At 66.1% G+C, this 26215-nt stretch carries 25 protein-coding genes; 10 read left to right on the forward strand and 15 right to left on the reverse strand.

The genetic code is table 11. From position 1 onward, the window contains the following. Positions 1-31: 31 nt before the first annotated feature. The 3 genes from hpnK to LJ656_RS02990 are packed head-to-tail and all read right to left on the reverse strand — an operon-like array spanning position 32 to position 2526. Positions 32-874: a hopanoid biosynthesis-associated protein HpnK gene (hpnK, locus tag LJ656_RS02980; RefSeq protein ID WP_230507773.1), complete on the reverse strand. Its 843-nt coding sequence runs from the start codon at positions 872-874 to the stop codon at positions 32-34. After that, on the reverse strand, positions 871-2148 hold the full coding sequence (hpnI, locus tag LJ656_RS02985) for a bacteriohopanetetrol glucosamine biosynthesis glycosyltransferase HpnI (protein WP_230507774.1): 1278 nt from the start codon (positions 2146-2148) through the stop codon (positions 871-873). The genes hpnK and hpnI (LJ656_RS02985) overlap by 4 nt, the downstream gene beginning before the upstream one ends. A 12-nt stretch (positions 2149-2160) precedes the next feature. Then, positions 2161-2526, reverse strand: coding sequence for a hypothetical protein (locus LJ656_RS02990; RefSeq protein WP_230507775.1), 366 nt, complete (start codon positions 2524-2526; stop codon positions 2161-2163). A 282-nt stretch (positions 2527-2808) separates the two neighbouring features. On the opposite strand from LJ656_RS02990, the gene LJ656_RS02995 reads away from it, so the two are divergent. Beyond that, positions 2809-3468 (forward strand): response regulator, encoded by a 660-nt coding sequence (locus tag LJ656_RS02995; protein ID WP_230507776.1) that lies wholly within the window; start codon positions 2809-2811, stop codon positions 3466-3468. Further along, positions 3465-4868: an ATP-binding protein gene (locus LJ656_RS03000; RefSeq protein WP_230507777.1), complete on the forward strand. Its 1404-nt coding sequence runs from the start codon at positions 3465-3467 to the stop codon at positions 4866-4868. The genes LJ656_RS02995 and LJ656_RS03000 overlap by 4 nt, the downstream gene beginning before the upstream one ends. Before the next feature lie 52 nt (positions 4869-4920). Here the strand turns inward: LJ656_RS03000 and LJ656_RS03005 are convergent, their stop codons facing one another. The 4 genes from LJ656_RS03005 to LJ656_RS03020 all read right to left on the reverse strand — a co-directional run bounded on the left by LJ656_RS03005 (position 4921) and on the right by LJ656_RS03020 (position 9044). After that, positions 4921-5979, reverse strand: coding sequence for a lysylphosphatidylglycerol synthase domain-containing protein (locus tag LJ656_RS03005; RefSeq protein ID WP_230507778.1), 1059 nt, complete (start codon positions 5977-5979; stop codon positions 4921-4923). A gap of 2 nt (positions 5980-5981) precedes the next feature. Then, positions 5982-7142, reverse strand: coding sequence for a bacteriohopanetetrol glucosamine biosynthesis glycosyltransferase HpnI (gene hpnI, locus LJ656_RS03010; RefSeq protein ID WP_230507779.1), 1161 nt, complete (start codon positions 7140-7142; stop codon positions 5982-5984). Then, positions 7139-8560, reverse strand: a complete 1422-nt coding sequence (gene hpnJ, locus LJ656_RS03015) for a hopanoid biosynthesis associated radical SAM protein HpnJ (protein WP_230507780.1) — start codon at positions 8558-8560, stop codon at positions 7139-7141. Before hpnJ ends, hpnI (LJ656_RS03010) begins: the two co-directional genes overlap by 4 nt. Before the next feature lie 280 nt (positions 8561-8840). Then, positions 8841-9044: a cold-shock protein gene (locus LJ656_RS03020; RefSeq protein ID WP_230507781.1), complete on the reverse strand. Its 204-nt coding sequence runs from the start codon at positions 9042-9044 to the stop codon at positions 8841-8843. Positions 9045-9404: 360 nt separating this feature from the next. Between LJ656_RS03020 and LJ656_RS03025 the strand changes: the two genes are divergently transcribed. Both LJ656_RS03025 and LJ656_RS03030 read left to right on the forward strand, forming a co-directional pair. Further along, positions 9405-10850 carry an NAD-dependent succinate-semialdehyde dehydrogenase gene (locus LJ656_RS03025; RefSeq protein WP_230507782.1) on the forward strand — a complete coding sequence of 482 codons (1446 nt, stop codon included), beginning with the start codon at positions 9405-9407 and terminating at the stop codon, positions 10848-10850. Positions 10851-10983: 133 nt separating this feature from the next. Then, entirely contained in the window at positions 10984-11658 is a 675-nt protein-coding gene (locus tag LJ656_RS03030; protein WP_230507783.1) for a GNAT family N-acetyltransferase, read from the forward strand. 212 nt (positions 11659-11870) lie between these two features. Here the strand turns inward: LJ656_RS03030 and kdgT are convergent, their stop codons facing one another. After that, positions 11871-12884, reverse strand: coding sequence for a 2-keto-3-deoxygluconate transporter (kdgT, locus tag LJ656_RS03035; RefSeq protein WP_230507784.1), 1014 nt, complete (start codon positions 12882-12884; stop codon positions 11871-11873). Between the two features lie 331 nt (positions 12885-13215). Between kdgT and kduD the strand changes: the two genes are divergently transcribed. The 5 genes from kduD to LJ656_RS03060 all read left to right on the forward strand — a co-directional run bounded on the left by kduD (position 13216) and on the right by LJ656_RS03060 (position 16600). Further along, entirely contained in the window at positions 13216-13986 is a 771-nt protein-coding gene (gene kduD, locus LJ656_RS03040; RefSeq protein ID WP_230507785.1) for a 2-dehydro-3-deoxy-D-gluconate 5-dehydrogenase KduD, read from the forward strand. 215 nt (positions 13987-14201) lie between these two features. Next, complete coding sequence (kdgR, locus tag LJ656_RS03045; protein ID WP_230507786.1) at positions 14202-15176, forward strand: DNA-binding transcriptional regulator KdgR; 975 nt, start codon at positions 14202-14204, stop codon at positions 15174-15176. Positions 15177-15686: 510 nt separating this feature from the next. Further along, a complete protein-coding gene (locus LJ656_RS03050) occupies positions 15687-15830 on the forward strand; it encodes a hypothetical protein (RefSeq protein ID WP_230507787.1) in 144 nt (47 codons plus the stop codon). A gap of 52 nt (positions 15831-15882) precedes the next feature. Then, positions 15883-16275, forward strand: a complete 393-nt coding sequence (locus LJ656_RS03055) for a hypothetical protein (RefSeq protein ID WP_230507788.1) — start codon at positions 15883-15885, stop codon at positions 16273-16275. Positions 16276-16351: 76 nt separating this feature from the next. Continuing rightward, positions 16352-16600: a hypothetical protein gene (locus LJ656_RS03060; RefSeq protein ID WP_075300787.1), complete on the forward strand. Its 249-nt coding sequence runs from the start codon at positions 16352-16354 to the stop codon at positions 16598-16600. Positions 16601-16628: 28 nt separating this feature from the next. On the opposite strand, the gene LJ656_RS03065 is transcribed toward LJ656_RS03060, so the two are convergent. The 5 genes from LJ656_RS03065 to LJ656_RS03085 all read right to left on the reverse strand — a co-directional run bounded on the left by LJ656_RS03065 (position 16629) and on the right by LJ656_RS03085 (position 22007). Next, positions 16629-18059, reverse strand: coding sequence for an MFS transporter (locus LJ656_RS03065; protein ID WP_230507789.1), 1431 nt, complete (start codon positions 18057-18059; stop codon positions 16629-16631). A 103-nt stretch (positions 18060-18162) separates the two neighbouring features. After that, positions 18163-18975, reverse strand: a complete 813-nt coding sequence (locus tag LJ656_RS03070; protein ID WP_230507790.1) for an SDR family NAD(P)-dependent oxidoreductase — start codon at positions 18973-18975, stop codon at positions 18163-18165. Between the two features lie 26 nt (positions 18976-19001). Next, positions 19002-19340 carry an NIPSNAP family protein gene (locus LJ656_RS03075; RefSeq protein WP_075300733.1) on the reverse strand — a complete coding sequence of 113 codons (339 nt, stop codon included), beginning with the start codon at positions 19338-19340 and terminating at the stop codon, positions 19002-19004. Next, entirely contained in the window at positions 19337-21115 is a 1779-nt protein-coding gene (locus tag LJ656_RS03080; RefSeq protein WP_230507791.1) for an FAD-dependent oxidoreductase, read from the reverse strand. Before LJ656_RS03080 ends, LJ656_RS03075 begins: the two co-directional genes overlap by 4 nt. 22 nt (positions 21116-21137) lie before the next feature. Further along, positions 21138-22007 carry an SDR family NAD(P)-dependent oxidoreductase gene (locus LJ656_RS03085; RefSeq protein ID WP_230507792.1) on the reverse strand — a complete coding sequence of 290 codons (870 nt, stop codon included), beginning with the start codon at positions 22005-22007 and terminating at the stop codon, positions 21138-21140. Positions 22008-22187: 180 nt separating this feature from the next. On the opposite strand from LJ656_RS03085, the gene LJ656_RS03090 reads away from it, so the two are divergent. After that, a complete protein-coding gene (locus tag LJ656_RS03090) occupies positions 22188-23078 on the forward strand; it encodes a helix-turn-helix domain-containing protein (protein WP_230507793.1) in 891 nt (296 codons plus the stop codon). Between the two features lie 33 nt (positions 23079-23111). Here LJ656_RS03090 and LJ656_RS03095 read toward each other — a convergent pair whose 3' ends face one another. After that, positions 23112-24302, reverse strand: a complete 1191-nt coding sequence (locus LJ656_RS03095) for a 4-hydroxybenzoate 3-monooxygenase (RefSeq protein ID WP_230507794.1) — start codon at positions 24300-24302, stop codon at positions 23112-23114. Between the two features lie 267 nt (positions 24303-24569). Then, positions 24570-26174, reverse strand: a complete 1605-nt coding sequence (gene ilvA, locus LJ656_RS03100) for a threonine ammonia-lyase, biosynthetic (protein WP_268998467.1) — start codon at positions 26172-26174, stop codon at positions 24570-24572. Positions 26175-26215 lie beyond the last annotated feature (41 nt).

Consider the following 26215-nt stretch of genomic DNA (forward strand, 5'->3'; position numbering starts at 1 on the left):
GGTCCGGCCAGCAGGCGGGCGGGCCGTGGCCTCAGGCGAGCACGTCCGCGAAACCGCCGAGCCGCGCGCCGAGCGCGCGGATCGCGGCCGCCACCCGCGGCGAGAGCAGCGCCTGCAGTTCGTCCGCGTGGCGGTAGTCGCGCATCCCGTCGCTCAGCGCGGCGCCGGCCAGCGCCGGATGGCAGTAGATCTCGCCGACGCCCGCCGGCAGATTCGCGAGCGCGGCCAGCCACGCCGCTTCGTCCATCCGTCCGCTCGCCGCGATGCCGACCACGTAGTCGTTGTGCGCGATCCCCGCGCGCTCGAGCCGCGTCTTCACCTGCGCGATCCACGGCCGCAGCCACAGCGGCGCGTTCGCCTCGAACGGCAGGCGCATCGCTTTCATCCCGTAGTCGCGGCCGATTTCGAGGATCAGGCCGAGCACCGTCGGATGCAGATGGAAGTGCTTGTGGGTATTCACGTGATCGAGCGCGAGGCCGGTCGCGGCAAACGCGTCGAACTGCGCGCGGATTTCGCGCGCGAGCTGGCGGCGCACCTGCGGCAGAAAAAAGAAGCGCACGCCGTCGCGCACCATGTTGCTGCCGAAGCGGCCGTTGGCATCGAGCAGGCCAGCGATCTGCGCGCGCGGCGCGAGCGCGGCGCCGTCGGCCAGCACGAGGTGCAGGCCGACCCGCAACGACGGCAATGCGCGGGCGCGCATAACCGCATCCTGCGCGGCCGGCGCGCCGACCATCAGACTCGCGGCCCGCAACACGCCGTCGCAATGCGCGCGTTCGACCGCGGCGTTCACGCGCGGATGCAGGCCGAAGTCGTCGGCGGTGACGATCAGGCCGCGCGGCGTGGCCGCCGCCACCGCGGCGCTCGCGCGGTTCACGTGAGGCTGTCCAGTTGGCCGCCGCGCTCCGCGGCCGGCGTGCCGACCTGCATGCGCACGCCGCGCCAGACCACCCGCGAGCCGAATGCGCTGGTGAGCCATTGCAGCGCCAGCAGCGTATCGCGCAGCGGCACCAGCGGCAGATCGCGCCAGAAGCTGCGCGTGCGGCGCGCGGCCCGAAAATGCAGCAACAGCCGCGCGCTCACGCATAGCGCGCTGGCCGCGCCGCTCGCGAGCACCGCCGCGAACGGCAGATGCGCGCAGTGGCGGGTCGCGAGCGACGCGGTCAGCCACGCGCTCGTCACCAGCCACGGGGTCGGAAACGTGATCATCAACGACACGAAGCCGGCCGGATTGATCGATCGGATCGTGCGCAGCCAGCGGGTCTCGCGCTGCCACAGCGCGGTGAAGTTCGGCTCGATCACGTCGGTGGCGACCACCACGCGCGACAGGACCGTTTGCAGGCCGAGCGCGCGCACGTGTTCGGCGAGCCAGTAATCGTCGGCGAGGCAGTCTTTCAGCGCGGCGAAGCCGCCGATCCGCTCGAGCGTTTCGCGCCGCAACGCGAGCGTCGCGCCGAAGCCGAAGCGGCGCGAGCCGAGCGCATGCGCGACCCGCACCGACGGCGCGAACCACTCGTTGATGAAAAGCGCGCCAAGCCGCGGCCAGAAGCCGCCGACGCCGCGCGCCACGTACAGGCAGGTGACCACGCCGACCGCCGGATCGGCGAGCGGCGCGGCGACACTGTCGAGATAGTCGGACTCGACCGCGATGTCGCTATCGGCGATCACGATCACGTCGTGACGCGCGCGCGCGGCCATATTGATCAGGTTGCTGACCTTCAGATTGCTGCCGTGCACGCGCGTGTCGATCGCCAGTTCGATATCGCAGGCCGGGTAGCGCGCTTGCAGACGGCGCACCACCGCGACCGCCGGATCGTGCGGCGACGACACGCCGAGCACCAGCTGAAACTGTCGATGCCGCTGCTCGCAGAAGCTGCGCAGGTTTTCGTACAGACGGGGCTCGGCGCCACACAGCGGTTTCAACACGCTGACGCCGAGCTGCGCGAACGGCTGCGCGAAGCCCGCGGCATTCGGGCCGGGACTGAACGAAGGGTTGAGAGAGCGATCGGCGCAGCGAGCGCCATGATGCGTCGAGCGACGCCGCGCGGTAAAAAACGGCATCGCCAGCGCGGCGGCCAGCGTATAGATCGACGCACCGAAGCACCCCGCCAGCAGCACCCATTCACCTATCGTCAACGCGTGCGCCACCATCGTGCCGGTCCGTCAGTGCCGGGCCAGCACGAACGCCTGCCCGGTCAGCCGCAGATGCAGCACCACCAGCCAGCGTTGCGGACAATCCGCCGCGAGCGCGACCGCGCTCTCGCGCGCGCCTCCCCGTGCGGGCGCGGCCGGCTCCGCATAGGCGCGCCGCACCGCGAAATCGAACGCGAGCTGCGCGCATTCGCGCGCGGCAAACACGCCGCCGACGATCAGCGCGAGCGCGCCCAGCCGGAACGGCGTCGAAGCGAAAAATTTTTCGGAGACCGGCAGCAGCGGCAGCGCGACGCACAGCACCAGTTCGGCGAGCGCGGCGGTGAGCGAAGCGACCAGCAGATGGGCTCGCAACATGTCGACGGTGACTGGCTTCATAACGTGCCTCAAGCGTGGTCTCGTGACGTGACGGATGCGTGACGGCGCCGCCAATCCATCGAACTCCTTACCATTTAATTTCGATGCGCTGACAGCTCTACAGCCGGGCGCGCGAGGCGGGCGGCAGCCGTCGATAGCTTGACGATAGTATCGATTCGATCTGAAGGAAACCTTAAGCAAACGCGCGGTATAAAGGAGCTAACGAACGGCGTAACCAGCCTTGCGGCGCGCATCGCCGCAAGTGCGGTGATGCGATCAATCAACCAAAGGAATGTCCATCCCATGCGTGTACTTCTCGTGGAAGACGACGAGCTGATCGGCTGCGGTGTCGAGGCGGGCCTGCGTCAGGCCGGCTTCACGGTCGACTGGGCTCGCGACGGTCAGCAGGCCGCTCTCGCGCTCGATACTACGCAATACGCGTTGGTGGTCCTCGATCTCGGCTTGCCGCTGGTGAGCGGGCTCGAACTGCTCAAGCGCTGGCGCGAGGCCGGCCGCCACGTGCCGGTGCTGGTGCTGACCGCGAGAGGCACGGTGGTCGAGCGGGTCGGCGGTCTCGCCGCAGGCGCCGACGACTACCTGGGCAAACCATTCGATCTGACCGAATTGATCGCGCGTTGCCACGCGCTGTTGCGCCGCGCGCAAGGTCGCAGTATCGATCTGATCCGTTACCAGAATCTGACCGTGAACCCTGCAGCGCAGACCGTGGAACTGGACGCGATTCGCGTGTCGCTGACATCGCGCGAATGGGCGATCCTGCTGCAGCTGCTGACCAATCTCGGCATTCCGCAGTCGCGCTCGCGACTCGAGGAAACGCTGTACGGCTGGCAGGAAGAAATCGAAAGCAATGCGATCGAGGTCCACATCTCGAATCTGCGCAAGAAGCTCGGCGCGGGGCTGATCAGGACCGTGCGCAATATCGGCTACGTGATGGAGAAAGAGTGATGGGTCCGTCGATTCGCCGGCGCCTGTCGCTGCTCGTGCTGGCGAGCATCGTCGCGGTGTGGGGCGTTGCGCTCGTCAGCAGCCACCGGCAGGCGAGCCACGAAGTCGATGCGTGGGAACAGGCGCGGCTCGCCGAACTCGCGCAGATGCTCGCGCTGCTCGACAAGGCCAGTCTGACCACGCTCGCGAATGCGCGCATCGACGTGCGCGAAGAAGAAAAAGGCGGCGAGCCCGGCGCGAACGCTCTCGACGACGACGATACGCTGCCGCGCGACGCCCTGTTCCAGGCGCGCGCAGCGAACGGCGAAATTCTGGCCGGCAGCCCGCAACTGCGCGCGCTCGATGCATGGGATCTGCCGCTGCCGGCCGCGAGCGGCGCGCAGGATCTCACGCTCGGCGGCCAGATGTATCACTCGTTCACGCTGCGCGACAGCGCGTCCGGCCATAGCGTGCGGGTGTTCGAGCCGGCCAATACGCGCAGCGACCTGGTCAGCGGCGTTGCCAGCCGGCTCGCGCGGCCGACGCTGCTGGCGCTGCCGGTGCTCGCGCTGCTGGTGTGGCTCGGCATCGGCTGGTCGCTCGCGCCGTTGCAGGTGCTGTCGGCGGCGATCCGCGCGCGCGACGCGAACCGGCTGGAGCCGGTCGGGATCGCCCGCGCGCCGCTCGAAGTGCGCCCGCTCGTCGATGCGCTGAACCAGTTGCTTGCGCGTCTGGCCCATTCGCTCGAACGCGAGCGCGCGTTTACCGCCGACGCCGCCCACGAACTGAAAACCCCGCTCGCGGCGATCAAGGTGCAGGCCCAGGTCGCGCTGGCCGAGCCGGATCCCGCGTTGCAGCGGCTCGCGATGGAACGCGTCGTGCAAGGCGTCGATCGCAGCGCGCGGCTCGCCGAGCAACTGCTGCTGCTCGCGCGCCTGGACGCGCAGGAGAGGCTGCCGACCGCGGCGGTCAAGCCGGCCGTGATCGCGCAGGACGCGCTGCTGGCGAACCAGCGCAATGCGCAGCGCAAAAATATCAACGTGATGCTGAGCGGCGACCGGCTCGCCGAGATCGACGCGGAGCCGGTGCTGATCGGCATCCTGCTCGACAATCTGCTCGATAACGCGATCAAGTACGGGCGCGCGGGCGGCACCGTCGAGGTCGCGGTAGGCCAAGCCGAGGGGCGCGTCGTCGTGAGCGTGCGCGACGACGGCCCCGGCGTCGCGCCGGACGATCTGCAGCGGCTCACTCATCGATTTTTTCGCGCGACCGGCAATCAGGCGACCGGCAGCGGTCTCGGACTCTCGATCGTCGAACGGATCGCCGGGCATTTCGGCGCCAGCGTGCAGTTCGGCGCGGGGATCGGCGAGCGCGGGCTCGCGGTGTGCGTGTCGTTTCCCGCTTATGGGCGCGCGCGTTGAAGGCGGGTTGAAGTAAACGCTCTCGGCTGCGCGCTTAGCGCAGTTAGTGCCGTCAGTGCTGTTCACGCCGCTCGCTTTGCCGCTTGGCGTGAGCGCCGGCTGAGCGCTGCGGCGCCAGTTCCGCGCGCACCGCTTGCGTGGCCGCCCCGCCGCCGGACGACTCCGAAAACTGCCATGCGATCAAGCCCGGCACGAACATCAGCAGATCGCGAATCCGCCGCGCGGCTGCGAGCGCGAGTGAGGTGGCCGGATCGATCCCGAGCGCGCCGCCGATCAGAATGAACGCGCCCTCCTGCACTCCGAGCCCGCCCGGCACGAAGAACGCCGCGCTGCTGATCGCCTGGATCAGCGACTCGATCACGACCGCCTCGACGAAGCTCACCTGCGCGCCGAGGAAATACAGCGCGAGCCAGATTTCGAGCGAGGTCAGCAGACATTGCAGCGGCTGCCAGAAGAACAGATAGCGCAGTACCACCGCGCGGCGCCGCCAGATCACCTTGATCGCCTGATCGATCTGCACCGACTGGCCGACGAGCGCGGCCAGTTTGCCGCTCGTCATCCGGTTCAGCACCCGCGTGATGCGCTCGAACGGATTCGCATGCTGGACGAGCCCGAACAGCAGCAGCACCGGCGTCAGCGCGACCACGCCCCACGCGAGCTGGCCGGCGAGTCGCAGCGCGCCCGATTGCGCATGCGCGAACAGAAAGCCGATGCCGATCAGCGTGAACATCAGCTGGCTGATCACCGTGAGCTGCATATCGACGATCAGGCTGCCGACCGCCGTCGACGGCTTCACGCCCCAGCGCCGCAGCATCCGGTACGACACGAGTTCGCCGCCGATCCGCGCGACCGGCAGCATGGAGTTGACCGACTCGCGCACCCACACCAGGTGCAGCATCTTGCCGAGGCTCGGCCGGTTGGCGCCGCGAATCAGCGAGCGCCAGTCGCACGCGTTGGCGATCATCGGCAGCACGTGCGCGAGCGCGGCGATCACGAGTCCGACGCCGGCCGCGCGCAACGCATTGAACACCGCGCCCGGATCCTCGCGCCATACGAGCCACAGCGAGACCAGCAAACCCACCAGCGCGGCGGCGCGACCGAAATGCTTCATCGCTATTCGTCCCGTGCCGCCGACAGCATGCCGTCGCCGTCGACCTTGAAGCTGAAGCCGCGCCAGATTACCCGCGACGAGCGGAAGCTGGCGACGAAAATCGCAAACGCGACGAGGTCCCAGACCGGCAGCAGCCACAGGTCGCGGCACCGCTGCCGCAGCGCGCGATCGGTGCGCCATTTCAGCGCGAGCCGCGCGCCGAACGCGGTGAGCGGCAACGGCCATGCCCACGGCGCGCCGGCCGAGAACGCGAGCGCGAGCAGCGCAAACGGCAGCGGATGCACGAGCGCGGTGCCGAAGTGACCGAGCGGATTGATCCGGCGAATCGTGCGGCTCCAGCGCAACTCGTGCGCGACCAGTTGAGCCGCGCGCGTTTCGACGCACGCATGGGCGATCGCGAACGGCGGAATCGCAACCTCCTCGCCGAGCGCCCGCACCGCCTCGCCGATCGCGTAGTCCTCGGCCAGATGGCGTGCGAACGGCCCGAAGCCGCCGATCCGTTCATAGGTGTCGCGCCGCATCGCGATGGTCTGGCCGAAGCACGGCCGCGCGAGCCCGAACGCGAGGCCGATCACGACGCCGGGCAGGAACTGGTAGTTGGTGGCGATCGCCGAGAGCCGCGGCCAGAAACCCGGATCGGGCTGGCCGCGATAGGCGCAGGTGACGAGCCCGACGCCGGGTTTCTGCAACGCGCCGACCACGCACCGCAGATAGTCGGGCGCGACGCTGACGTCGCTATCGGCGAACACCAGCACGTCGTGGCGCGCGTGCGGCAGCATGTTCAGGATGTTGCTGATCTTGCGATTGGGGCCGTACAGGCGCGCATCGGCGACCACCGTGATATCGGCGCGCGGATGCAGGCGGCGCAATTGCTCGACCGCCTGCAAGGCCGGGTCGTCCGAATCGTGCACGCCGAACAGGTATTGCACCGGCCCCGGATAGTCCTGCGCGCAGAAGCTCGCCAGATTGTCGAGCAGCGTCCATTCGGTGCCGTGCAGTGGCTTCACGATCGAGACGGGCGGATAGCTCGCCGGCTCGTCCACGCGTTTGGCGAAGAAACGCCCGATCAGCGCGCTCGCGAGCACGCTGTAGACGATGCCGATCACAGCTGCCGCCGCGCACGCATAAGCGAGCGTGACGGCGGCCAGATGTGCGGCGTTCACGCCTCGTGTGCGCGCAGGAAGCGGAAAAATTCGACGCCTTCGCGCAGACGCCGTTTCATCATGTCCCAACTCGTGAGCATTTCGCGCAGGATTTCCCAGATCTTCGACGGCCGGAAATAGAAGCGCTTGTAGAAGTTTTCGAGCTGGTGATACATCTCTTCGCGCGACAGATGCGGATAGCCGATCGCGGCGAGCTGCACGCCCTCCTTGCTGACCAGATTGATCACCTTGTTCTCCGCGAGCCAGCCGTTTTCGACCGCCTCGTTATAGAGCCGGGTGCCCGGATACGGCGCCGCGAGCGACACCTGGATGGTCAGCGGATTGATCTCTTTCGCGTATTCGATGGTCTTGCGGATCGTCTCCTGGGTCTCGCCGGGCAAGCCCAGAATGAAGGTGCCGTGCACCTTGATGCCGAGCGAGCGGCAGTCTTTCGCGAAGCGCCGCGCGATGTCGGTGCGCAACCCTTTCTTCACGTTCAGCAGAATCTGGTCATCGCCCGATTCGTAGCCGACCAGCAGCAGACGCAGGCCGTTGTCCTTCATGATCTTCAGCGTCGAATACGGCACGTTCGCCTTCGCGTTGCACGACCACGTGACGCCGAGCTTGCCCATCCCGCGGGCGATTTCTTCCGCGCGCGGTTTGAAGTCGGTGAAGGTGTCGTCGTCGAACATGATCTCCTTGACTTCAGGCATGTTGTCGCGAATCCACTTCACTTCCTCGAGCACGTTCTCGACCGAACGCACGCGGTAGCGATGGCCGCCGACCGTCTGCGGCCACAGGCAGAACGTGCACTTCGAGCGGCAGCCGCGGCCGGTGTACAGCGACACGTATGGATGCTTCAGATAGCCGTTGAAGTAGTTTTCGATCGTCAGGTCGCGCTTGTAGATCGGTGCGACGAACGGCAGCTCGTCCATGTTCTCGAGGATCGGGCGCGCTTCGTTATGCTCGATCGAACCGTCCGGCGCGCGATAGCTCAAGCCCTTGATCTGCGCGAACGGCACGCCCTCGGCGACTTCCTTGCAGGTGTAGTCGAATTCCTCGCGGCCGACGAAGTCGATCGCTTCGGTCGCGGTCAGCGAGTTATGCGGATCGACTGCGACCTTGGCGCCGACCATGCCGATCAGAATAGACGGCTTGCGCTCTTTCAGATGCTGCGCGAACAGCGCGTCGGTGGGAAACGAGGGGGTGCTGGTGTGAATGACGACGAGGTCGTATTGCTGCGCGAGATCGAGCGTCGCTTCGACCGATGCACCGTTCGCGGTGGCATCGAACACGCGGCTGTCGGGAATCAGCGCGGCGGGCTGGGCGAGCCAGGTGGGATACCAGAACGACTTGACTTCACGTTTAGCCTGGTAGCGCGAACCCGCACCACCATCGAAGCCGTCGAATGACGGGGCCTGCAAAAAGAGAGTTTTCATCAGGACTCCAGCAAGCCGGATCGGCGCTTTCAGTTTTTGTCGAAAAACTTTCGGAATCATTGCTGCCCGGACGGGCGCGGATGAAGCGGATAGTACGAAACAAAGCTGAAGGAAACCTGAGGAATCATACTGCGTTCTCGGCGCAAGCGGCACCGTTACGCGCTTTTGTTTTGCGTCGCGTATCGCTGTCGGTATCGCTGTCTTTTTGCTGTGGTAGGAGTTGCGATGCCACGCGGATCGCAGGCGCCGCGACCGCCGTACGGCAGCGGCGCCCCCGGCGTCACACAGGTTTGATATCGGCCGCCTGTTTGCCTTTCGGCCCCTGCTTGATTTCGAAGCTGACCTTCTGGTTTTCCTGCAACGATTTGAAGCCTTCGCTACGGATCTCCGAAAAATGGGCGAACAGGTCTTCGCCGCCGTCATCGGGGGTGATGAAGCCGAAGCCTTTCGCGTCGTTGAACCATTTCACTATTCCGGTTGGCATGTCGATGTCCTCTGGATGCGCAAATTGAGCGGTTGATTACATGGTGGCGCGCCGCGTTCAACCGAACGCGCCGGAGCGGCCGGCAGCGGCGCTGAGCGGCCTCGAGTCAGGCAGCCGCAGCGGCGGGTCCGACGCGTGCGCGATGACGCGGCGCCCGGCCTGACCCGCAAAAAAGCCAGCCCGGTACGGTTGAGCGAGCAAGCGCCATGCCGTGCTCGCGCGCGCGGGGGACCTCCGGTAGGTTATCCCTTAATCAGATAAGATAGGCGTTATCGGCATTCATTGATGGCCGCGCAGGTCTGTCGCCTCCAGCTTCGTGACCGCGCGGCCTGTTGTTTTTCCCATTCACAGGAACCCAGCATGGCCATCTCGAGCTATACCGATACCCGACTTCTGATCAACGGCGAGTGGTGCGACGCCGCCAGCGGGAAGACCCTCGACGTGATCAACCCGGCCACCGGCGAAGCGATCGGCAAGGTCGCGCACGCCGGCATCGCCGATCTGGACCGTGCGCTCGAAGCCGCGCAACGCGGTTTCGACGCATGGCGCAAAGTGCCGGCCAACGAGCGCGCGACGATCATGCGCAAGGCCGCCGCACTGGTGCGCGAACGTGCGGCCGACATCGGCCGCCTGATGACCCAGGAACAGGGCAAGCCGTTCGCCGAAGCGCGCGTCGAGGTGCTGGCCGCGGCCGACATCATCGAATGGTTCGCCGACGAAGGCCGTCGTGTGTATGGCCGGATCGTGCCGTCGCGCAACCTCGCCGCGCAATCGCAGGTTCTGAAGGAGCCGATCGGCCCGGTCGCCGCGTTCACGCCGTGGAACTTCCCGGTCAACCAGGTGGTGCGCAAGCTGTCGGCGTCGCTCGCGTGCGGCTGCTCGTTCCTCGTGAAGGCGCCGGAAGAAACCCCGGCCTCGCCGGCGGCGCTCCTGCAGGCGTTCGTCGAAGCCGGCGTGCCGGCCGGCACGGTCGGCCTCGTGTTCGGCGACCCGGCTGAAATCTCCGCGTACCTGATTCCGCATCCGGTGATCCGCAAGGTCACTTTCACCGGCTCGACGCCGGTCGGCAAGCAGCTCGCCGCGCTGGCCGGTTCGCACATGAAGCGCGCGACGATGGAACTGGGCGGCCACGCGCCGGTGATCGTCGCGCAAGACGCGGACGTCGCGCTCGCGGTCAAGGCGGCCGGCGCCGCGAAGTTCCGCAACGCGGGTCAGGTCTGCATTTCGCCGACGCGTTTCCTCGTGCACAACAGCATCCGTGAAGAATTCGCTACCGCGCTGGTCAAGCACGCTGAAAGCCTGAAGCTCGGCGACGGTCTCGCCGAAGGCACGACGCTCGGGCCGCTCGCCAACGCGCGCCGTTTGAGCGCGATGGCCAAGGTCGTCGACGACGCCCGCAAGACCGGCGCGAAGATCGCGACCGGCGGCGAGCGCGTCGGCTCGGCCGGCAACTTCTTCGCGCCGACCGTGCTGACCGATGTGCCGCTCGAAGCGGACGTGTTCAACAACGAGCCGTTCGGCCCGATCGCCGCGATCCGCGGCTTCGACAAGCTCGAAGAAGCGATCGCGGAAGCGAACCGCCTGCCGTATGGTCTGGCCGGCTACGCTTACACGAAGTCGTTCGCCAATGTCCACCTGCTGTCGCAGCAGATGGAAGTCGGCATGCTGTGGATTAATCAGCCGGCCACGCCGACCCCGGAAATGCCGTTCGGCGGCGTGAAGGATTCGGGCTACGGCTCGGAAGGCGGTCCGGAAGCGATGGAAGCGTATCTCGTGACCAAGGCGGTCACGGTGATGTCCGCTTAAGCAGCCGCATGACGAACGGCGCGACGGTGGCAGAGTGGCCGCTCGCGCCGTTGCAGCGCGCGCCTTGATTGGCGCCTGATTAATCGACCCGCCGGGTCCGTGAGCCCTTCGCTCACGGACCTTTTTTATTGCCATGAACGATCTTTCTGCTATCTCGATGCAGCCGACTCTGAGCGGCACTAGCGTCGAACTCCAGCCGCTGCGTGAAGAGCATGCGCCCGCGCTCGTCGAAGCGGCCGCCGACGGACAGCTGTGGGATATGAAGCTGACCGTGGTCCCGGGCGCCGCGACGATCGATGCGTATATCGCCGGCGCGCTCGCCGGCCGCGCGGCCGGCACCGTGATGCCGTTCGTGATCGTGCGGCGTGCGCGGGGGGTGGGCGGTGTCTCAGGTGATGCCTCAGGTAATGCTTCAGGCAGCGCGCTCGATGATGCCGCCGCCACTGACCGGATCGTCGGCAGCACGCGCTTCTGGAAAATCGATCGCGCGAATCGCAAGCTCGAAATCGGTCATACGTGGCTCGCCGCGTCGGCGCAGCGCTCGGCCGTCAATACCGAAGCGAAGTATCTGCTGCTGCGTCACGCGTTCGAGGTACTGCACTGCGTGCGCGTGCAGTTCACCACCGACGAACTGAACGACAGATCGCGCGCGGCGATTCTGCGCATCGGCGCGAAACAGGAAGGCGTGGTGAGACACGAGCGGATCATGCCGGACGGCCGCAAGCGCAACTCGGTGCGCTTTAGCATCATCGACGACGAATGGCCTTCGGTGAAGGCAATGCTCGAAGCGAAGCTCGCCGCGCGTTGAACGGCGGCTTCAGCGGTCCCTGAGCGGCGCACGGAGCACGGCCCCGCAGTGACCCACAAGCGGCGCATCAAGCGGCACACAAGAGGGTCCACTAAGCGGCACACTAAGCGGCCGTAAGCGGTCCATTCAGCGGCGCCGCGGCAGCAACGGCCAGACAAAACAAAGCCGGCCCGCGCGTCGACGCGAGCCGGCCTCTTCTCTTCTATCCTCGATCAGACGTGCGCGTCCCGCTCATTGAGCGGCGCCTGCGCGGCCGCGAACTCCGCTTTCAGCGCATCGCGCGCCTGATGGCGGCGCACCCACAACGCGGTCAGGATCGGCACGAGGATCGCGGTCACGAGGCAGGCGGTCGCCACCATCGCGGTCGCGGCCGGCACCAGCGGCTTGAAGCTCGGAATCATGTCGGCGATGATCGCCGGATTGGCGACCGCCGCGCCCGCCGTCGACGACGCCGCCAGCCCCGCCGCGCCATTGCCGCCGGCAATCCAGCGGTCCGCGAAAATCAGCGGAATGCCGGTCACGACGATCACGCCGAGACCCAGCACGATCCCCGGCAGGCCGCTCGTGACGATCACGTTCAGGTCGATGCCGTTGCCGAGCGCGAAGCCGAAGAACGGAATCAGCGGATGCACGCAGCGGCCGAACAGTTCGCGCAGTTCGCTATCCAGATTGCCGAGCGTGAAGCCGACCAGAAACGGCAGCACCGCGCCGACGAACAGCCGCGGCTCGAAAAACGCGACGCCGGTCGCGCCGAGAATCAGCATGCTGATCAGCGGCCCCGATTCGACTGACATCAGCACGAACGCGCCCGCCTCCTCCTTGGTCCCGTACTGCTGCATCACGGCCGCGTAAAGACCGCCGTTGGTCATGTCCATCGAGGTCGTGACCGCGAGGATCGAGAGCCCGGCGAACAGGCCGGTCTTGATGCCGTCGACCGGAATGAAGCGCGCGGCGATCAGCGTGACGATCCACGCGACCAGCATCTTGGTGACGAGCAGCGTGCCCGATTTGCGCAGCACGGTGCCGGTTGCGCGCAGATCGATCGTCGCGCCCATGCAGAAGAACCACACCGCGAGGATCGGCACGGTGCCGGTAATCAGCCCGTTGGTAAACGAGCCGAAGTACTTACCCGCGCCAGGCGCGAACGTATGCACACAGGCGCCGAGCAATAGCGGCACCAGCATCAGGCCGCCGGGAATCCGGTCGAGGGCCTTCTTGATCTTCATGCCTCCTCCTTGGACTGTCACGTCCCGTTGTCGGGCGCGGGGCCCGCAGTGATGTCCCGTTGTGCGCCGGGCTCTCCCTGTCCGGCGCAATATAGCACCGTGAAAGGAACATCGTTCCGTTTTGTCGATGACGGGCGGGCTATGGTTTACCCGTTATCTAACCGTAAGCCATGTGGGTACTGTTCCTGCGCCGAAACATTCGGACCGATGTTCCGAAATGTGAACGCGTGCGTTACAGTCTGGGCACATCGCATCCATTCACACCCATTCCCGCCCATCCCAACCACTCGCACCTCGTTCGCACTGCTTTGCACCCGTCCCCGACTACCCGATGAGTTTGAACACCGTGAACACTTTCGATCTGAGCGGCAAGGTTGCCATCGTCACCGGCAGCAACACCGGGCTCGGCGCCGGCATGGCGGTCGCGCTCGCCGCGGCCGGATGCGACATCGTCGGCGTGAGCCGCGCGGACCCGGGCGACACCGCCGCGCGCGTGAAGGCCGCCGGCCGCCGCTTCGCCGACGTGCGCGCGGATCTGTCGAGCACCGCGCCGCTCGACGACATCGTCGGCGCCGCGCTCGAAGCGTTCGGCCATATCGACGTACTGGTCAACAACGCGGGCATCATCCGCCGCGACGACGCGCTCGAATTGAACGAAGCCGACTGGGACGCGGTGATGGACGTGAACCTGAAGAGCCTGTTCTTCCTGTCGCAAGCGGTCGCGCGGCAGTTCGTGCGCCAGGGCCGCGGCGGCAAGATCATCAACGTCGCATCGATGCTGTCGTTCCAGGGCGGTATCCGGGTCGCGTCGTACACCGCGTCGAAAAGCGGCGTGCTCGGTCTGACGCGCCTGCTCGCGAACGAATGGGCCGCGCAGCGGATCAACGTGAACGCGATCGCGCCAGGCTATATGGCGACCGCGAACACCGCCCCGTTGCGCGACGACGCGCAGCGCAACGACGAAATTCTCGGCCGCATTCCGGCCGGCCGCTGGGGCGTGCCCGGCGATCTGGCCGGGCCGGTGGTTTTTCTCGCGTCGGCGGCATCGGACTACGTGCACGGGCATACACTGGCAGTGGATGGCGGCTGGCTCGCGCGCTAGCCCGCGAACCTGCTTTGTGCGCTTGCTTTTGCGCTTGCTTTTGCGCTTGCTTTTGCGCTTGCTTTTGCGCCTGCTTGTGCGATTGCTTGTGCGCTTCCCTGCGCGGTTGCCCGAGCAGTTGTTCCAGCAAGCGCCGGCAACGCGCTATGCTCTCGCCTCCCGCGCCGGCGCTGTCGAGCGAGCGCGCGGTTTGGCACAGACAGGGACTCACGAAGATGGCGGCAACCCACACACCGCGCAAGCGCGCGCACAAGAGCACGCGCAGCGACGCGGCCAAAATGGACGAAACGGCCAAAGCGGCCAAAGCGGTCAAAGCGGCCAAAGCGACGAACAAAACGGCCGGCGCCCTCCGAGCCGTCGCAACCGGCGCGCGCTCAGCGCTCGACGCCGACGGCGGCGAGCGCGGCGAATCGGCGTCGTCGATCGGACGGGTGTTCGCGATTCTCGGCGCGATCGGCGAGCGCGGGCAGATCGGCATCAGCCAGTTGTCGCAACAGCTCGGCATGTCGAAGACCACCGTGCATCGCGTGATCCAGACATTGAAGGCGCTCGGCTACGTGACCCAGGAAGTCGAGACCGAGCGCTACCGCCTCACGATCCGGCTGTTCGAACTCGGCGCGAAAGCGCTGGAGAGCGTCGACCTCGTGCGCGAGGCCGACATCGAAATGCGCCGCATCGGCCAGATGACGCGCGAAGCGGTTCACCTGGGCGCATTCGACGACGACGCGATCATCTACATCCACAAGATCGATGCCGACTACGGGCTGCGCATGCAGTCGCGCATCGGCCGGCGCAATCCGCTGCACAGCACCGCGATCGGCAAGGTGCTGCTCGCGTGGATGGAACCGGCCGATGCGAGCGAAGTGCTCTCGCACCTCGAATTTCGCCGCTCGACGCAAAAGACGCTGACCTGCGCGGAAGCGGTGCTGAGCATTCTGCCGCGCGTGCGCGAGCAGGGTTACGGCGAAGACAACGAGGAACAGGAAGAAGGACTGCAATGCATCGCGGTGCCGGTATTCGACCGCTTCGGCCGCGTGATCGCCGGGCTGTCGATTTCGTTTCCGACGATGCGCTGCGGCGCCGATACGAAGTCGCACTACGTCGCGTTGCTGAAACAGGCGGGTCGCGCGATTTCGACGCGGCTCGGCTATCGGGAAGCGGCCGCGCGCGAGCCGGCTGCGACCGAGTAAGCACGCTGCGTTTTCCTCTACCGGAGCGCAGCTTAAGAGAAGCTGACGACGCGACCGGTGTCGCGTCTTTCCGACGCCGCGCGCGAGCGCGTGCGGCCCGCTCTGCCGCCAGTCTGCAACCGAATGTATCCGCGCGATTCATCCGCATATAAAGCGCGTTTGCCGTTTTTTTCAGCGGCCGATGCAACGACGCGTCACTCGATCCATTCGCATCGCATCACGGCACAGCCGCTTTTTTTCATAACGGCTTCAAGGGTTTGCCGGCCCTGTTAACCCGCGTTTGTCATTCCGACACGTCACGTGCGCGCTTTTGCCGACGCGCGCGCCGCACGCATGTCGCCGCGTTGACGCCGGCGCGTATCGACACGTCCTGTTACACACAATCACACCGGTAATCGCGCCGCTCAGTAGAGTTCGGGTCAAACCAACGCGCGTCGCACCAGGCGCTTTATGCAGCACACCAACGCACACCAATACACGACCGGTCACACCGGCACAGGGAGTAATCCGATGAAAAAAATTCTTGCACTGATGATTCTGGCCGCCACGCTCGGCGCCGGCTTGAGCGGCTGCATCGTGGTTCCGGACGGCCCGGGTCCGCACTACCACGACCACGACCACGGCCATTACGACCACGATCGTTACCGTTATTGAGCGCGCGACAGCCGTCGCAATGATCATCCCCATCACGATAAAGAGAACAATCATGAGTCATTCACGCAACCGCTGGATCCCGTTGACGCTGGTCGCCGGTCTCGCGATCGGCGCATCGTCGGCCGCTTTCGCGCACGTCGACGTCGGCGTGAACATCGGTGTACCCGGCATCGCTGTCGCGCCCGCGGTGATCGAGGCCCCGCCGCCGCCCGTCTACGTGCAGCCCGCCCCGGTGTATGCGCCGCCTCCGCCGCCGGCGGTGGTGGTCCAGCCGGGCTGGTACGAGGATCGCTACTATGATGGTCATCGCTATTGGGAACGCCGCGAGTGGGAGCGTCGCGAGTGGGAACGCCGTCGCGGCGACGACTGGCGCGATGCGCGCGGCCCGCATGGCGACTGGCATGACAACGGCTGGCACGGCCACGGTCACGGTCACGATCATTGATGGCCGGCATGGCGGCGTCGCGCACGCCACCGTGTCACGCTGGCATTCGCGCCACCCTTTCGACAGGAGCGACGACGTGGTTCGCAACGATCCAAGAAAAGTGACGGCGGCGGTCGACGGCGCGCTGATCTGCGCCGAATACAGCGAACTGACCGGCCAACTGTGTCTGCGTCAGGACGGCACGCTGCTGCGCGAATGGTTTCCGCCGCATTCGTGGATCGCGATCGCGTCGGTCGCCGGCGCGCGCCACTGGGGCACGCGACCGAGCGACGACGATCTGCTCGCGCTGCTGCACAACGAGATGGCGTTGCTGCGCGCGCTGTGAGCGCGCGCCGTTACTACTACTGCAGGTTTCAATCGATCGCGACCGCGCCGGCCACGTCGCCCGCCGCCGCGTCTTCACCGAATGATTCACCGAGTGGCACGCGCCGCATCATCAACAGGACGCCCGCCGCCGCGATCACGGCCGGCACCGCGAGCAGGCTGAACACCGCGCCGAACTTCCAGCCCAGACCCATCAACGCGGCGCCGACCAGCGCACCGGCAACGCCGCCCACCCGCCCGATCCCGAGCATCCACGCGACCCCGGTAGCCCGCGCGCGGGTCGGGTAAAAGCTCGCCGCGAGCGCTGACATCGACGTGACCGCGCTCGTCACCACGGTGCCGGTCAGGAAGATCAGCGCGCCGAGCCACACCTGATGGCCGACGCCGAGGCCGACCAGCAGCACCAGCGCGCCGACCAGCACATAGGTGAAAGCAATCACCCGATGGCCGGCGAAACGGTCCATCACCCAGCCGACGCACAGATTGCCGAGGATCCCGCCGAGCGGAAACAGCGAGGTCATCAACGCGGCCTTTTCGCCGGAGAAACCGGTGTCCTTGAACAGCGTCGGCAGCCAGTTGGTCAGCAGGTAATAGATCAGTAGTCCCATGAAATACGCGAGCCACAGCATCAGCGTGCCGAAGCGGTAGCGCCCCGACAGGATGATCGCGAGCGCCCATTGGCCGCGCGTTGCATCCGGCTGGCGACGCACGTCGGTCGAGGTGAAGCGGCAGCCGGCAAACGGGGCTTGCGGCGCGATCCGTTGCAGGATCCGCGCGATCCGTTGATCGGCGCGTTTGCGCACCGCGAGAAATTGCGCCGATTCCGGCAGCATCAGCAGCAACAGCACGGTCAGCGCGATCGGCCCGACGCCGCCCGCGACCAGCACGCTATGCCAGCCGAACTGCGGAATCAGCCACGCTGACATGATCCCGCCGAGCGCGAGACCGCCGGAAAAGCCGCAGAACATCGCGTTGACCGCGACCGCGCGAATCCGCGCCGGCGCGTACTCGGACATCAGCGTGACCGCGTTCGGCATCGCCGCGCCGAGACCGAGGCCGGTGAAAAAGCGCAGCACGGTCAGAGATTCGATCGAGGTGGCCTTCGCTGCCGCGAGACTCCACAGCCCGAAGAAAAACACCGACAGGACCAGCACCGTCTTGCGCCCGATCCGGTCCGCGCACGGACCGGCCGCTAGCGCGCCGATGCCGAGCCCGACCAGCGCCGCGCTCATCACCGGGCCGAGCGCGCTGCGCGCGATGCCCCACTCCTGCACCAGCGACGGCGCAATGAAGCCGATCGCCGCGGTATCGAAACCGTCGGCGGCGACCACGAGGAAGCACAGCACGAGGATCATCCATTGGAACGGTGAAAAGCGCTCGGCGTCGATAAACGCCTGCACGTCAACCGTGCGTTCGGGTTGGCGTGGGGTCGACGCCCCGCCGCGTTGAGGCTGCTTCATTGCGATGTCTCCATGAAATGACGAGGTTTTTTTATTGTTTGGATTGCTATCAAAGGTGCCGGCGCTGGGGCGCGCCTTGGCACGCGTTGGCGCGCATTGGCGTCTACGCGGACGCCGCGCCGAACGCGTGCCAGCCGCCGTCGACGCTAAGCACGCTGCCGGTGACGTAGCTCGCCGCATCCGACGCGAGAAACGCGATCGCGCCCGCGATTTCTGCAGGCCGCGCAAGACGGCCCATCGGGGTGCGCTGTTCGATCTTTTGCAGATTCATCTGGCCGTTGCGCCGCAGCGTTTCGACCAGTTCGGTGGCGACATAACCGGGCGCCACCGCGTTCACGCGGATCCCGTCGCGGGCCCATTCGCACGCGAGCGAGCGCGTCATCGCGACGATGCCCGCCTTCGCCGCGCCGTACGCGTTGCGCGTCGGAATACCGGCGAGTCCCGCGATCGAGCCGAGATTGACGATCGCGCCGCGCCGCTGCGCGAGCATCACGCGGCCGGCTTCGCGGCACATCAGAAAGGTGCCGCGCACGTGAATGCCGAGCAGGCGGTCGAATGCGTCGACGTTCTGCTCGACGGTCGGATGCGGTTGATCGCCGTTGCCCGCATTGTTGACGAGCACGTCGAGCCGGCCATAGCGCTCGACGCAGCTATCGATCAACGCGCGCACGTCGGCTTCGCTCGCCACGTCCGCGCCGATGCCCAGGTGCGCGCCGGCAGGTGTGCCGGGCTGGCTATCGGTCAACTCGGCGGCCAACTCGGCGGCCAGTTCGGCGGCCCGTTCAGTGGCGCGCCGTCCATCGAGGTCGGCGAGCACCACGCTGAAGCCATCGCGCGCGAAGCGCTGCGCGCACGCCCAGCCGATTCCATTTGCGGCGCCGGTGACGATCGCGACGCGCGCTGTCGATTCGTTCATGCCCGTCTCCCTGCTTGCGGTTGCCGTTAGCGCAGCATCGCCAGCGTCTTGAAGTCCACGCGCCGGATGATGCGGCTCTCCTGCGCGACGATCAGATGCGCGGACGCCTGCAGATACGCGGGCCATTCCGGGTCGGCGTCGCGCGCGGTACGGCGCTGGTCGTAATCGGCGATGCTCTCGTAGCCCCACAGATGCACGACCTGATTCAACGCGCCGATATCGCTCATATAGAAGCCGACCGGCGCGCCGAGGTACTTGACCTGAATCGGCATCGCGAGGCGGTCGAACACGTCGATGAATTCGGCCATCCCGCGCGGGCGGATCGTATAGATGCGATGGTCGACGAAAGGTTTGCCCTGGCTCATGACGCGGCTCTCAGTACGGTTTCGGTGGCGCGGGCGTCGGCCCGCTGCGATTGCTTCGTGTTCCTGACGTTCACGCCGGCCAGGTTGCGGCCGGTGATGTAGCCGAATGTCATGATCGGTCCGAGCGTGATGCCGGCGCCCGGATAGTTGCCGCCCATCACACTGGCGCGATCGTTGCCGACCGCGTACAGGCCGTCGATCGGCGCGCCCGTTTCGTCGAGCACTTCGCCGGTCACCGCGGTCGAGATGCCGTCGAAGGTGCCGAGGTCGCCCATCTCGACCTTCAGCGCGTAATACGGCCCGTTGCCGATCGGTGCGACGCACGGATTCGGTTTGTGCTCGGGGTCCGCCAGATAGCGGTTGAACGAGGTCGTGCCGCGGCCGAATTCACGGTCTTCGCCGCGCGCCGCGTCGGCGTTGTAGCGCTTCACGGTCGCTTCGAGCGCCACGCCGTCGAGCCCCGCGTTCCGCGCGAGTTCGGCGAGCGTGTTGCCCTTGTTCAGATAGCCATTGCGCAGCAGCGGGCCGAGCGGCACCGGCGCGGGCTTCGCGTAGCCGAGCCCGTATTTGCGGATCGTCGCGTGATCGCAGATCAGCCACATCGCGGTTTCGCGCTCGTTCGCGCAGGCCTCGATCATCGCGGCGCCGACGTCGTGATACGAATTCGCCTCGTTGGTGAAGCGCTTGCCCGCGCGCGTCACGCCGATCACGCCCGGCTTGTAGCGATCCACCAGGTGCGGGAACACGCCCACGCTGCCGTCGCGCATCGGCACCCGCGATACGGGCATCCACGCGGCCGGCTGCGGATAACGGATCGCGACCCGCGCGCCGAGTTTTTCCGCCATCCCGACGCCGTCGCCGGTATTGCCGCGCGGCACCGGCGACACGTGTTCGCCGTCGCGCTGCAGATGCGGATACGCCCGTTTGATGCGCGCGAGGTCATGCGAGAAGCCGCCGCACGCGAGCACGACGCCGCGCCGCGCGACGATGCGCATCTCGCCGTCAGGTCCGTTGACGAGCGCGCCGGTGACCCGTCCGTTGCTCATGGTCAACTCGCGCGCGCCGGTGTTCGTGTGAATCGGAATGCCGAGATCGAGCGCGGATTTCGCGAGCCGCGCGGCGAGCGCGTTGCCGCTCGTGATCTGCACGCCGCGCCGGTACAGCGCGAGGTCCTTCAGATGGCTCGCGAGGCGTTTGGCGACATACAGCGCGGACTTCAGCGAACGGGTCGCATTGAAGAAGTGCTTCAGGTCCGCGTTCGACGAGTTGAACATCATGCCGATGAAGGTGATCGTCTTGAGCGGCGGACGCAGCCGCGTGATGTCCTTGCCGAGCGCGCGCGCATCGAACGGCGCGGCCACCACCGAGCGGCCGATATCGACGCCGCCGCCCACGTTCGGGTGATAGTCCGGATACAACGTCGGCACGAATTTGACGGTGGTCTCGCGCTCGAAGAAGTCGAGCATCTCCGGGCCCGTGTCGAGAAACGCGTCGACGCCGTCGGCATCGAAGAACGCGCCGGTTTCGTTGCGCATATAGGTCAGCGCCGCTTCGCGGGTGTCGCTGACGCCATTGCTCTTTGCGTGACGGTTGCCGGGGATCCACAGCACGCCGCCCGAAAACGCGGTGGTGCCGCCGAAGAACGGTTCTTTCTCGATCACGACGACGTCGAGCCCGTGCTTGCGCGCGGTGATCGCGGTCGACAGACCGCCCGCGCCCGAGCCGATGACGAGCACGTCGCAGCTGAGCGTCGTGTTACTGGTTGCATTGCTCATGATGGTCTCCTTGCGTGCGGACTCAACGGGTAGCCTGGGTCGCTTGCGCGGCCTGACTGGCTTCGAAGCCGGGCCGCGGCACGAGGTCCATCAGCATGCTTTCGAGGCCGCCGTCGACCATCAGCTCCGCGCCGTTCACATACGCGGCGCGCTCGCTGGCGAGGAACGCGACCACGTCGGCGATATCGTTCGGCTCGCCGATGCGGCGGCTCGCGGTCATCGCGCTGCGGCGCGCTTCGATGTCGCCGTGCTCGTAAAACGCGGCCGACAGCGGCGTGCGGATCATGCCCGGGCACACCGCATTGCTGCGGATGCCGCGCGCACCCCACTCGACCGCGATCTGTTTGGACAGCAGCAGCACGCCGGCCTTGCCCGCGCTGTACGCGCCGCTATAGCTCTGCGGCACGCGCGCGGCGATCGACGCGACGTGCACGAGCGCGCCCGAGCCGCGCTTGAGCATCGACTGACCGAACTGCTGCGAGCACAGCATGTAGCCGGTCAGATTCACCCGCAGCATCGCGTTCCATGCGTCGAGACCAATTTCCTCGATACCGCCCGGACGCAGCAGACCCGCGTTGTTCACCAGCACGTCGGCGACGCCGAGTTTGCCTTCGACCTGCGCGACCGCGCCGCGCACGCTGTCGATATCGCCGATATCGCAGCCCACCGCGAGCGCTTCGACGCCGCTCGCGTTCAGCGCCTGCGCGAGCGTCGCGCACTTGTCCGCGTCGCGATCGAGCAGCGCGACGCGCGCGCCGGCCGCGCCGAGCACCTGCGCAATCGCACTGCCGATCCCGCCGGCCGCGCCGCTCACCACGCACACCTTGCCTTCGAGTCCGAGCCAGTGGCGGCCGTCGCGCTCGCCTGCGTGCTGTTCCGTTTGCCGATTCATTTGCTTAGTCCTCCGAATCTCCATGACTGTTATCGCGGCCGCAACTGCTGCTGCGCGGGATAAAACTCCGCGCTATCTAGCCACGCCTCTGATGGAAAAAAGTATAGCCACGCGGGTCAGCCGAAAATTGGACAAAGGCAGCGCATCGCAGGACAATTCGAACACAGGAGACAAAACCGCATGAGGAAAATCCCTAACTACGATCTGTACGGCGAGTCGGCCCGGCCGCCGTGGTTCGACGCGTTCAACTTCGAATGGATCGCCGAGCGTAGCCGCCCGAACGACTGGCAGATCGCCGCGCACCGCCACGACGCGCTGCTGCAGATCCTCTATATCCGCAGCGGCAGCGGCCACGTGCTGGTGGAAAGCGAAAAGCTGCCGATCACCGCGCCCTGCCTGATCCTGCTGCCGGCGCAAACGGTGCATGGCTTCGTGTTCGCGCCGGAGATCGACGGTCTCGTGATCACCGCCGCGCAGCGGGCGCTGGAGTCGATTTCGAAGGTGGTGTCGCCGGGGCTGTTGCCGGTGCTGCAGCGGCCCGCGCTGATTCCGGTGCGCCCGGCGGTCGGCGAAAGCACGCTGATGCCGCTATTCGGTTTGCTGGAGCAGGAATTTCGCGGCAGCGCGCGCGGCCATATCGCCGCCGGCATGTCGCTGATGATTGCACTTTTTGTGCAAGTCGCGCGTTTGACCGATGCCGCATCGAGCACCGGCGCGAGCGTCAACGACCGCCGCGCGGCGCAGCTCAAACGGCTACGCGAACTGATCGCCGCGCACGTGCGCGAGCATCAGCCGATCGATTTCTATGCGGAGAAACTGGGAGTGACCGCCGCGCAGCTGGGGCGTATCTGTCGCGAAGAACTCGGTCATTCGCCGCTGTCGCTGGTCAATGATCAGTTGATACGCGAGGCGCAGCGCGATCTGGTGTACTCGGGCTCGAGTATCAAACAGATCGCGCATGCGCTCGGTTTCGAAGATTCGGCTTATTTCAGCCGCTATTTCCGCAAGCAGACGGGCGTCACGCCGACGGAATTTCAGGCTGCCGCGCATCGGGACCTGTCGATCAATTAGCGGTCCCAAGCGTCAGCGCGTGGCAGAAATGACTTACAGGCCGGCCTGCATCTGCGCGCCGGCGACGCCGACGTAGTTCTCCGCCAGCACGGTCGCCGCGGTGCGCGAGGTCGTCACGTATTCGAGTTCGGCCACCTGCAATTGCTGCTCGAATTCGCTCGCGCCTTCGATCCGGTGCAGCATGCTGGTCATCCAGTACGAGAAGTGCTCGGCGCGCCAGATGCGCTTGAGCGCGGTTTCGCTGTAGCGCTCGAGCAGATCGGTGCGATCTTCCTTGTAGAACGCATCGAGCGCGCGGCTCAGCACGTTGACGTCGGCGACCGCGAGGTTCATCCCCTTCGCGCCGGTCGGCGGCACGATGTGCGCGGCGTCGCCGGCGAGGAACAGGCGCCCGTGCTGCATCGTCGTCGACACGAAGCTGCGCATCCCGACAATGTTCTTCTGGAAGATCTTGCCGTCGACGATCTGCTGACCGTCGTGCGAATCGGCGCGTGCATGCAGTTCCGCCCAGATGCGATCGTCCGACCAGTTCTCGACCGAGTCTTTCGGATCGCACTGGAAGTACATCCGCTGTACATTGGGCGAGCGCGTGCTGATCAGCGCGAAGCCGCGCTCATGCCGCGCATAGATCAGTTCGTCCGACGACGGCGGCCCTTCGCACAGGATGCCGAACCAACCGAACGGATAGACGCGCTCGAAGTCGCGGCGCAGCGCCTGCGGAATCGCGTTGCGCGCGACGCCTTGCGAGCCGTCGCAGCCGATCACGAAGTCGCATTGCAGTTCGTGTTCTTCACCTTCATGGCGATAGCGGATCGACGGTTTGTCGGTATCGATGCCGTGCACCGACGTGTCCGACACGCCGAAGCGCAGTTCGGCGCCGGCCGCAACGCGCGCGGCGACGAGATCCTTGATCACTTCGTGCTGCGCATACACCGTGATCGCGTGACCGGTGAGGCCGGTCAGATCGATGCGGCGGCGCTTGCCTTCGAACGCGAGTTCGAAGCCATGGTGCAGCGCGCCTTCGGCCTTCATGCGCTCGCCAAGGCCGGTTTGCGTCAACAGATCCATCGTGCCCTGTTCGAGCACGCCCGCGCGAATCGTCGATTCGATCTGCTCGCGGGTACGCGATTCCAGCACGACCGACTCGATACCGCGCAGATGCAACAGATGGGAAAGCAGCAGGCCAGCGGGACCGGCGCCGATGATGCCGACTTGAGTGCGCATGAATGTCTCCTGAATGCGGTGATGAAATTTGCGCACAGTGTGACAATCGCGGCTGGTATCCCGCAACGCGATAAAACGGATAGGCCGTATCGCGCTGGCAGATAGAAGGGTTTGATATAAGTCGAATTTGGTTTGCGCCGGTCGGCCGCAAACGCAAGCGGGACGGGGCTTCGCGGGAAATGTGCGCGAGCCGCGGCTTAGTGTCGCGGCTTCGCCCGGCCCTCAGGTAAACCCCGATGCTTCAAGCCGGGCTCAGCCCGCGTCAAATCAGCCAAGAAACAACCGGTAGACCGGATTTTTGGTCTCTTCCCAGTTCGGATAACCGAGCGTCGCGAGGAAGCGGTCGAACTGCGCGTTCTCGCTTTCGGGCACCTGAATACCGACCAGAATCGAGCTGTAATCCGCGCCCTGGTTGCGGTAGTGGAACAGGCTGATATTCCAGTTCGGCGCCATCGACGACAGGAACTTCATCAACGCGCCCGGCCGTTCCGGAAACTCGAAGCGGAACAGACGCTCGTCGTGCGCGAGCGGCGAGCGGCCGCCGACCATATAGCGGATGTGCTGCTTCGACAGTTCGTCGAAGGTCAGATCGACGGTCGCGAAACCGTGGGCTTCGAATGCGGCCGCGATCTGCGCCGATTCGCTGCGATTGCGAATCTGCACGCCGACGAAGATATGCGCCGAGTTCGCGTCGGCGATCCGGTAGTTGAACTCGGTCACGCTGCGCGTGCCGACCAGTTCGCAGAAGCGTTTGAAGCTGCCGCGTTCTTCCGGGATCGTGACCGCGAAGACGGCTTCGCGCGCTTCGCCGACTTCAGCGCGTTCGGCAACGAAGCGCATCCGGTCGAAGTTCATGTTCGCGCCCGACGTGATCGCGATCAGCGTCTGGTTTTCGATGCCCTCGCGCTCCGCGTACTGCTTCAGGCCGGCCACTGCCAGAGAACCCGCCGGCTCCAGCACGCTGCGGGTGTCCTGGAACACGTCCTTGATTGCCGCGCACAGCGCATCGGTATTCACGAGCAGCACGTCGTCGAGGTATTCGCTGCACAGGCGGAAGGTTTCCTCGCCGACCAGTTTGACCGCGGTGCCGTCGGAGAACAGGCCTACTTCGTTCAGCGTCACGCGCTCGCCAGCTTTCAGCGATGCGGCCATCGCGCACGAATCATCGGTCTGCACGCCGATCACCTTGATCTCCGGCCGCACCGATTTCACGTACGCGGCCACCCCGGCCGCCAGTCCGCCACCACCGATCGGCACGAAGATCGCGTGAATCGGCCCCTGATGCTGACTCAAAATCTCCATCGCGACCGTGCCCTGACCGGCGATCACATACGGATCGTCGAACGGATGCACGAAGGTTAGCCCGCGCTCTTCCTGCAACTTGACCGCGTTCGTGTACGCATCGCTATACGACTCGCCGTGCTGTACGACCTCGACGGTCGGGCCGCCATGCGTGCGGATCGCATCGACCTTCACCTGCGGCGTCGTCACCGGCACGACGATGATCGCCTTCACGCCCATCCGCGCCGCCGACAACGCGACACCCTGCGCATGATTGCCCGCCGACGCGGTGATCACGCCGCGCGCGAGCGCATCGGCCGGAATATGCGCCATCTTGTTGTACGCGCCGCGCAGCTTGAACGAGAACACCGGCTGGTTGTCCTCGCGCTTCAGATACACCGGGTTATGCAGCCGCGCGGACAGATTCGGCGCGCGTTCGAGTTCGGTCTCGCGCGCGACATCGTAGACGCGCGCGGTCAGGGTCTTTTTCAGGTAGTCGTGGGACGGCGCGACGCATTTAGCGGCAGCGGCGGCGGCGGCGGCGGCAGCGGCGCTGGCAGCGGCGGCCTGTTCGGTTTCAGTCAACAGCAAGGCAAGCTCCTCGTGGCAACAGACGATGCGACAAAGCATCG

The sequence above is a fragment of the Paraburkholderia sejongensis genome, from assembly GCF_020880815.1.
Taxonomy (GTDB): domain Bacteria; phylum Pseudomonadota; class Gammaproteobacteria; order Burkholderiales; family Burkholderiaceae; genus Paraburkholderia; species Paraburkholderia sejongensis.

Excerpts from the sequence above, each read along its gene's own strand:
- hpnI (WP_230507774.1), bottom strand. The coding sequence starts at position 2,148 with ATGGTGGCGCACGCGTTGACGATAGGTGAATGGGTGCTGCTGGCGGGG.
- LJ656_RS02990 (WP_230507775.1), bottom strand. The coding sequence starts at position 2,526 with ATGAAGCCAGTCACCGTCGACATGTTGCGAGCCCATCTGCTGGTCGCT.
- LJ656_RS02995 (WP_230507776.1), top strand. The coding sequence starts at position 2,809 with ATGCGTGTACTTCTCGTGGAAGACGACGAGCTGATCGGCTGCGGTGTC.
- LJ656_RS03005 (WP_230507778.1), bottom strand. The coding sequence starts at position 5,979 with ATGAAGCATTTCGGTCGCGCCGCCGCGCTGGTGGGTTTGCTGGTCTCG.
- hpnJ (WP_230507780.1), bottom strand. The coding sequence starts at position 8,560 with ATGAAAACTCTCTTTTTGCAGGCCCCGTCATTCGACGGCTTCGATGGT.
- LJ656_RS03020 (WP_230507781.1), bottom strand. The coding sequence starts at position 9,044 with ATGCCAACCGGAATAGTGAAATGGTTCAACGACGCGAAAGGCTTCGGC.
- LJ656_RS03025 (WP_230507782.1), top strand. The coding sequence starts at position 9,405 with ATGGCCATCTCGAGCTATACCGATACCCGACTTCTGATCAACGGCGAG.
- LJ656_RS03030 (WP_230507783.1), top strand. The coding sequence starts at position 10,984 with ATGAACGATCTTTCTGCTATCTCGATGCAGCCGACTCTGAGCGGCACT.
- kdgT (WP_230507784.1), bottom strand. The coding sequence starts at position 12,884 with ATGAAGATCAAGAAGGCCCTCGACCGGATTCCCGGCGGCCTGATGCTG.
- kduD (WP_230507785.1), top strand. The coding sequence starts at position 13,216 with ATGAGTTTGAACACCGTGAACACTTTCGATCTGAGCGGCAAGGTTGCC.
- kdgR (WP_230507786.1), top strand. The coding sequence starts at position 14,202 with ATGGCGGCAACCCACACACCGCGCAAGCGCGCGCACAAGAGCACGCGC.
- LJ656_RS03050 (WP_230507787.1), top strand. The coding sequence starts at position 15,687 with ATGAAAAAAATTCTTGCACTGATGATTCTGGCCGCCACGCTCGGCGCC.
- LJ656_RS03055 (WP_230507788.1), top strand. The coding sequence starts at position 15,883 with ATGAGTCATTCACGCAACCGCTGGATCCCGTTGACGCTGGTCGCCGGT.
- LJ656_RS03065 (WP_230507789.1), bottom strand. The coding sequence starts at position 18,059 with ATGAAGCAGCCTCAACGCGGCGGGGCGTCGACCCCACGCCAACCCGAA.
- LJ656_RS03070 (WP_230507790.1), bottom strand. The coding sequence starts at position 18,975 with ATGAACGAATCGACAGCGCGCGTCGCGATCGTCACCGGCGCCGCAAAT.
- LJ656_RS03075 (WP_075300733.1), bottom strand. The coding sequence starts at position 19,340 with ATGAGCCAGGGCAAACCTTTCGTCGACCATCGCATCTATACGATCCGC.
- LJ656_RS03080 (WP_230507791.1), bottom strand. The coding sequence starts at position 21,115 with ATGAGCAATGCAACCAGTAACACGACGCTCAGCTGCGACGTGCTCGTC.
- LJ656_RS03085 (WP_230507792.1), bottom strand. The coding sequence starts at position 22,007 with ATGAATCGGCAAACGGAACAGCACGCAGGCGAGCGCGACGGCCGCCAC.
- LJ656_RS03090 (WP_230507793.1), top strand. The coding sequence starts at position 22,188 with ATGAGGAAAATCCCTAACTACGATCTGTACGGCGAGTCGGCCCGGCCG.
- LJ656_RS03095 (WP_230507794.1), bottom strand. The coding sequence starts at position 24,302 with ATGCGCACTCAAGTCGGCATCATCGGCGCCGGTCCCGCTGGCCTGCTG.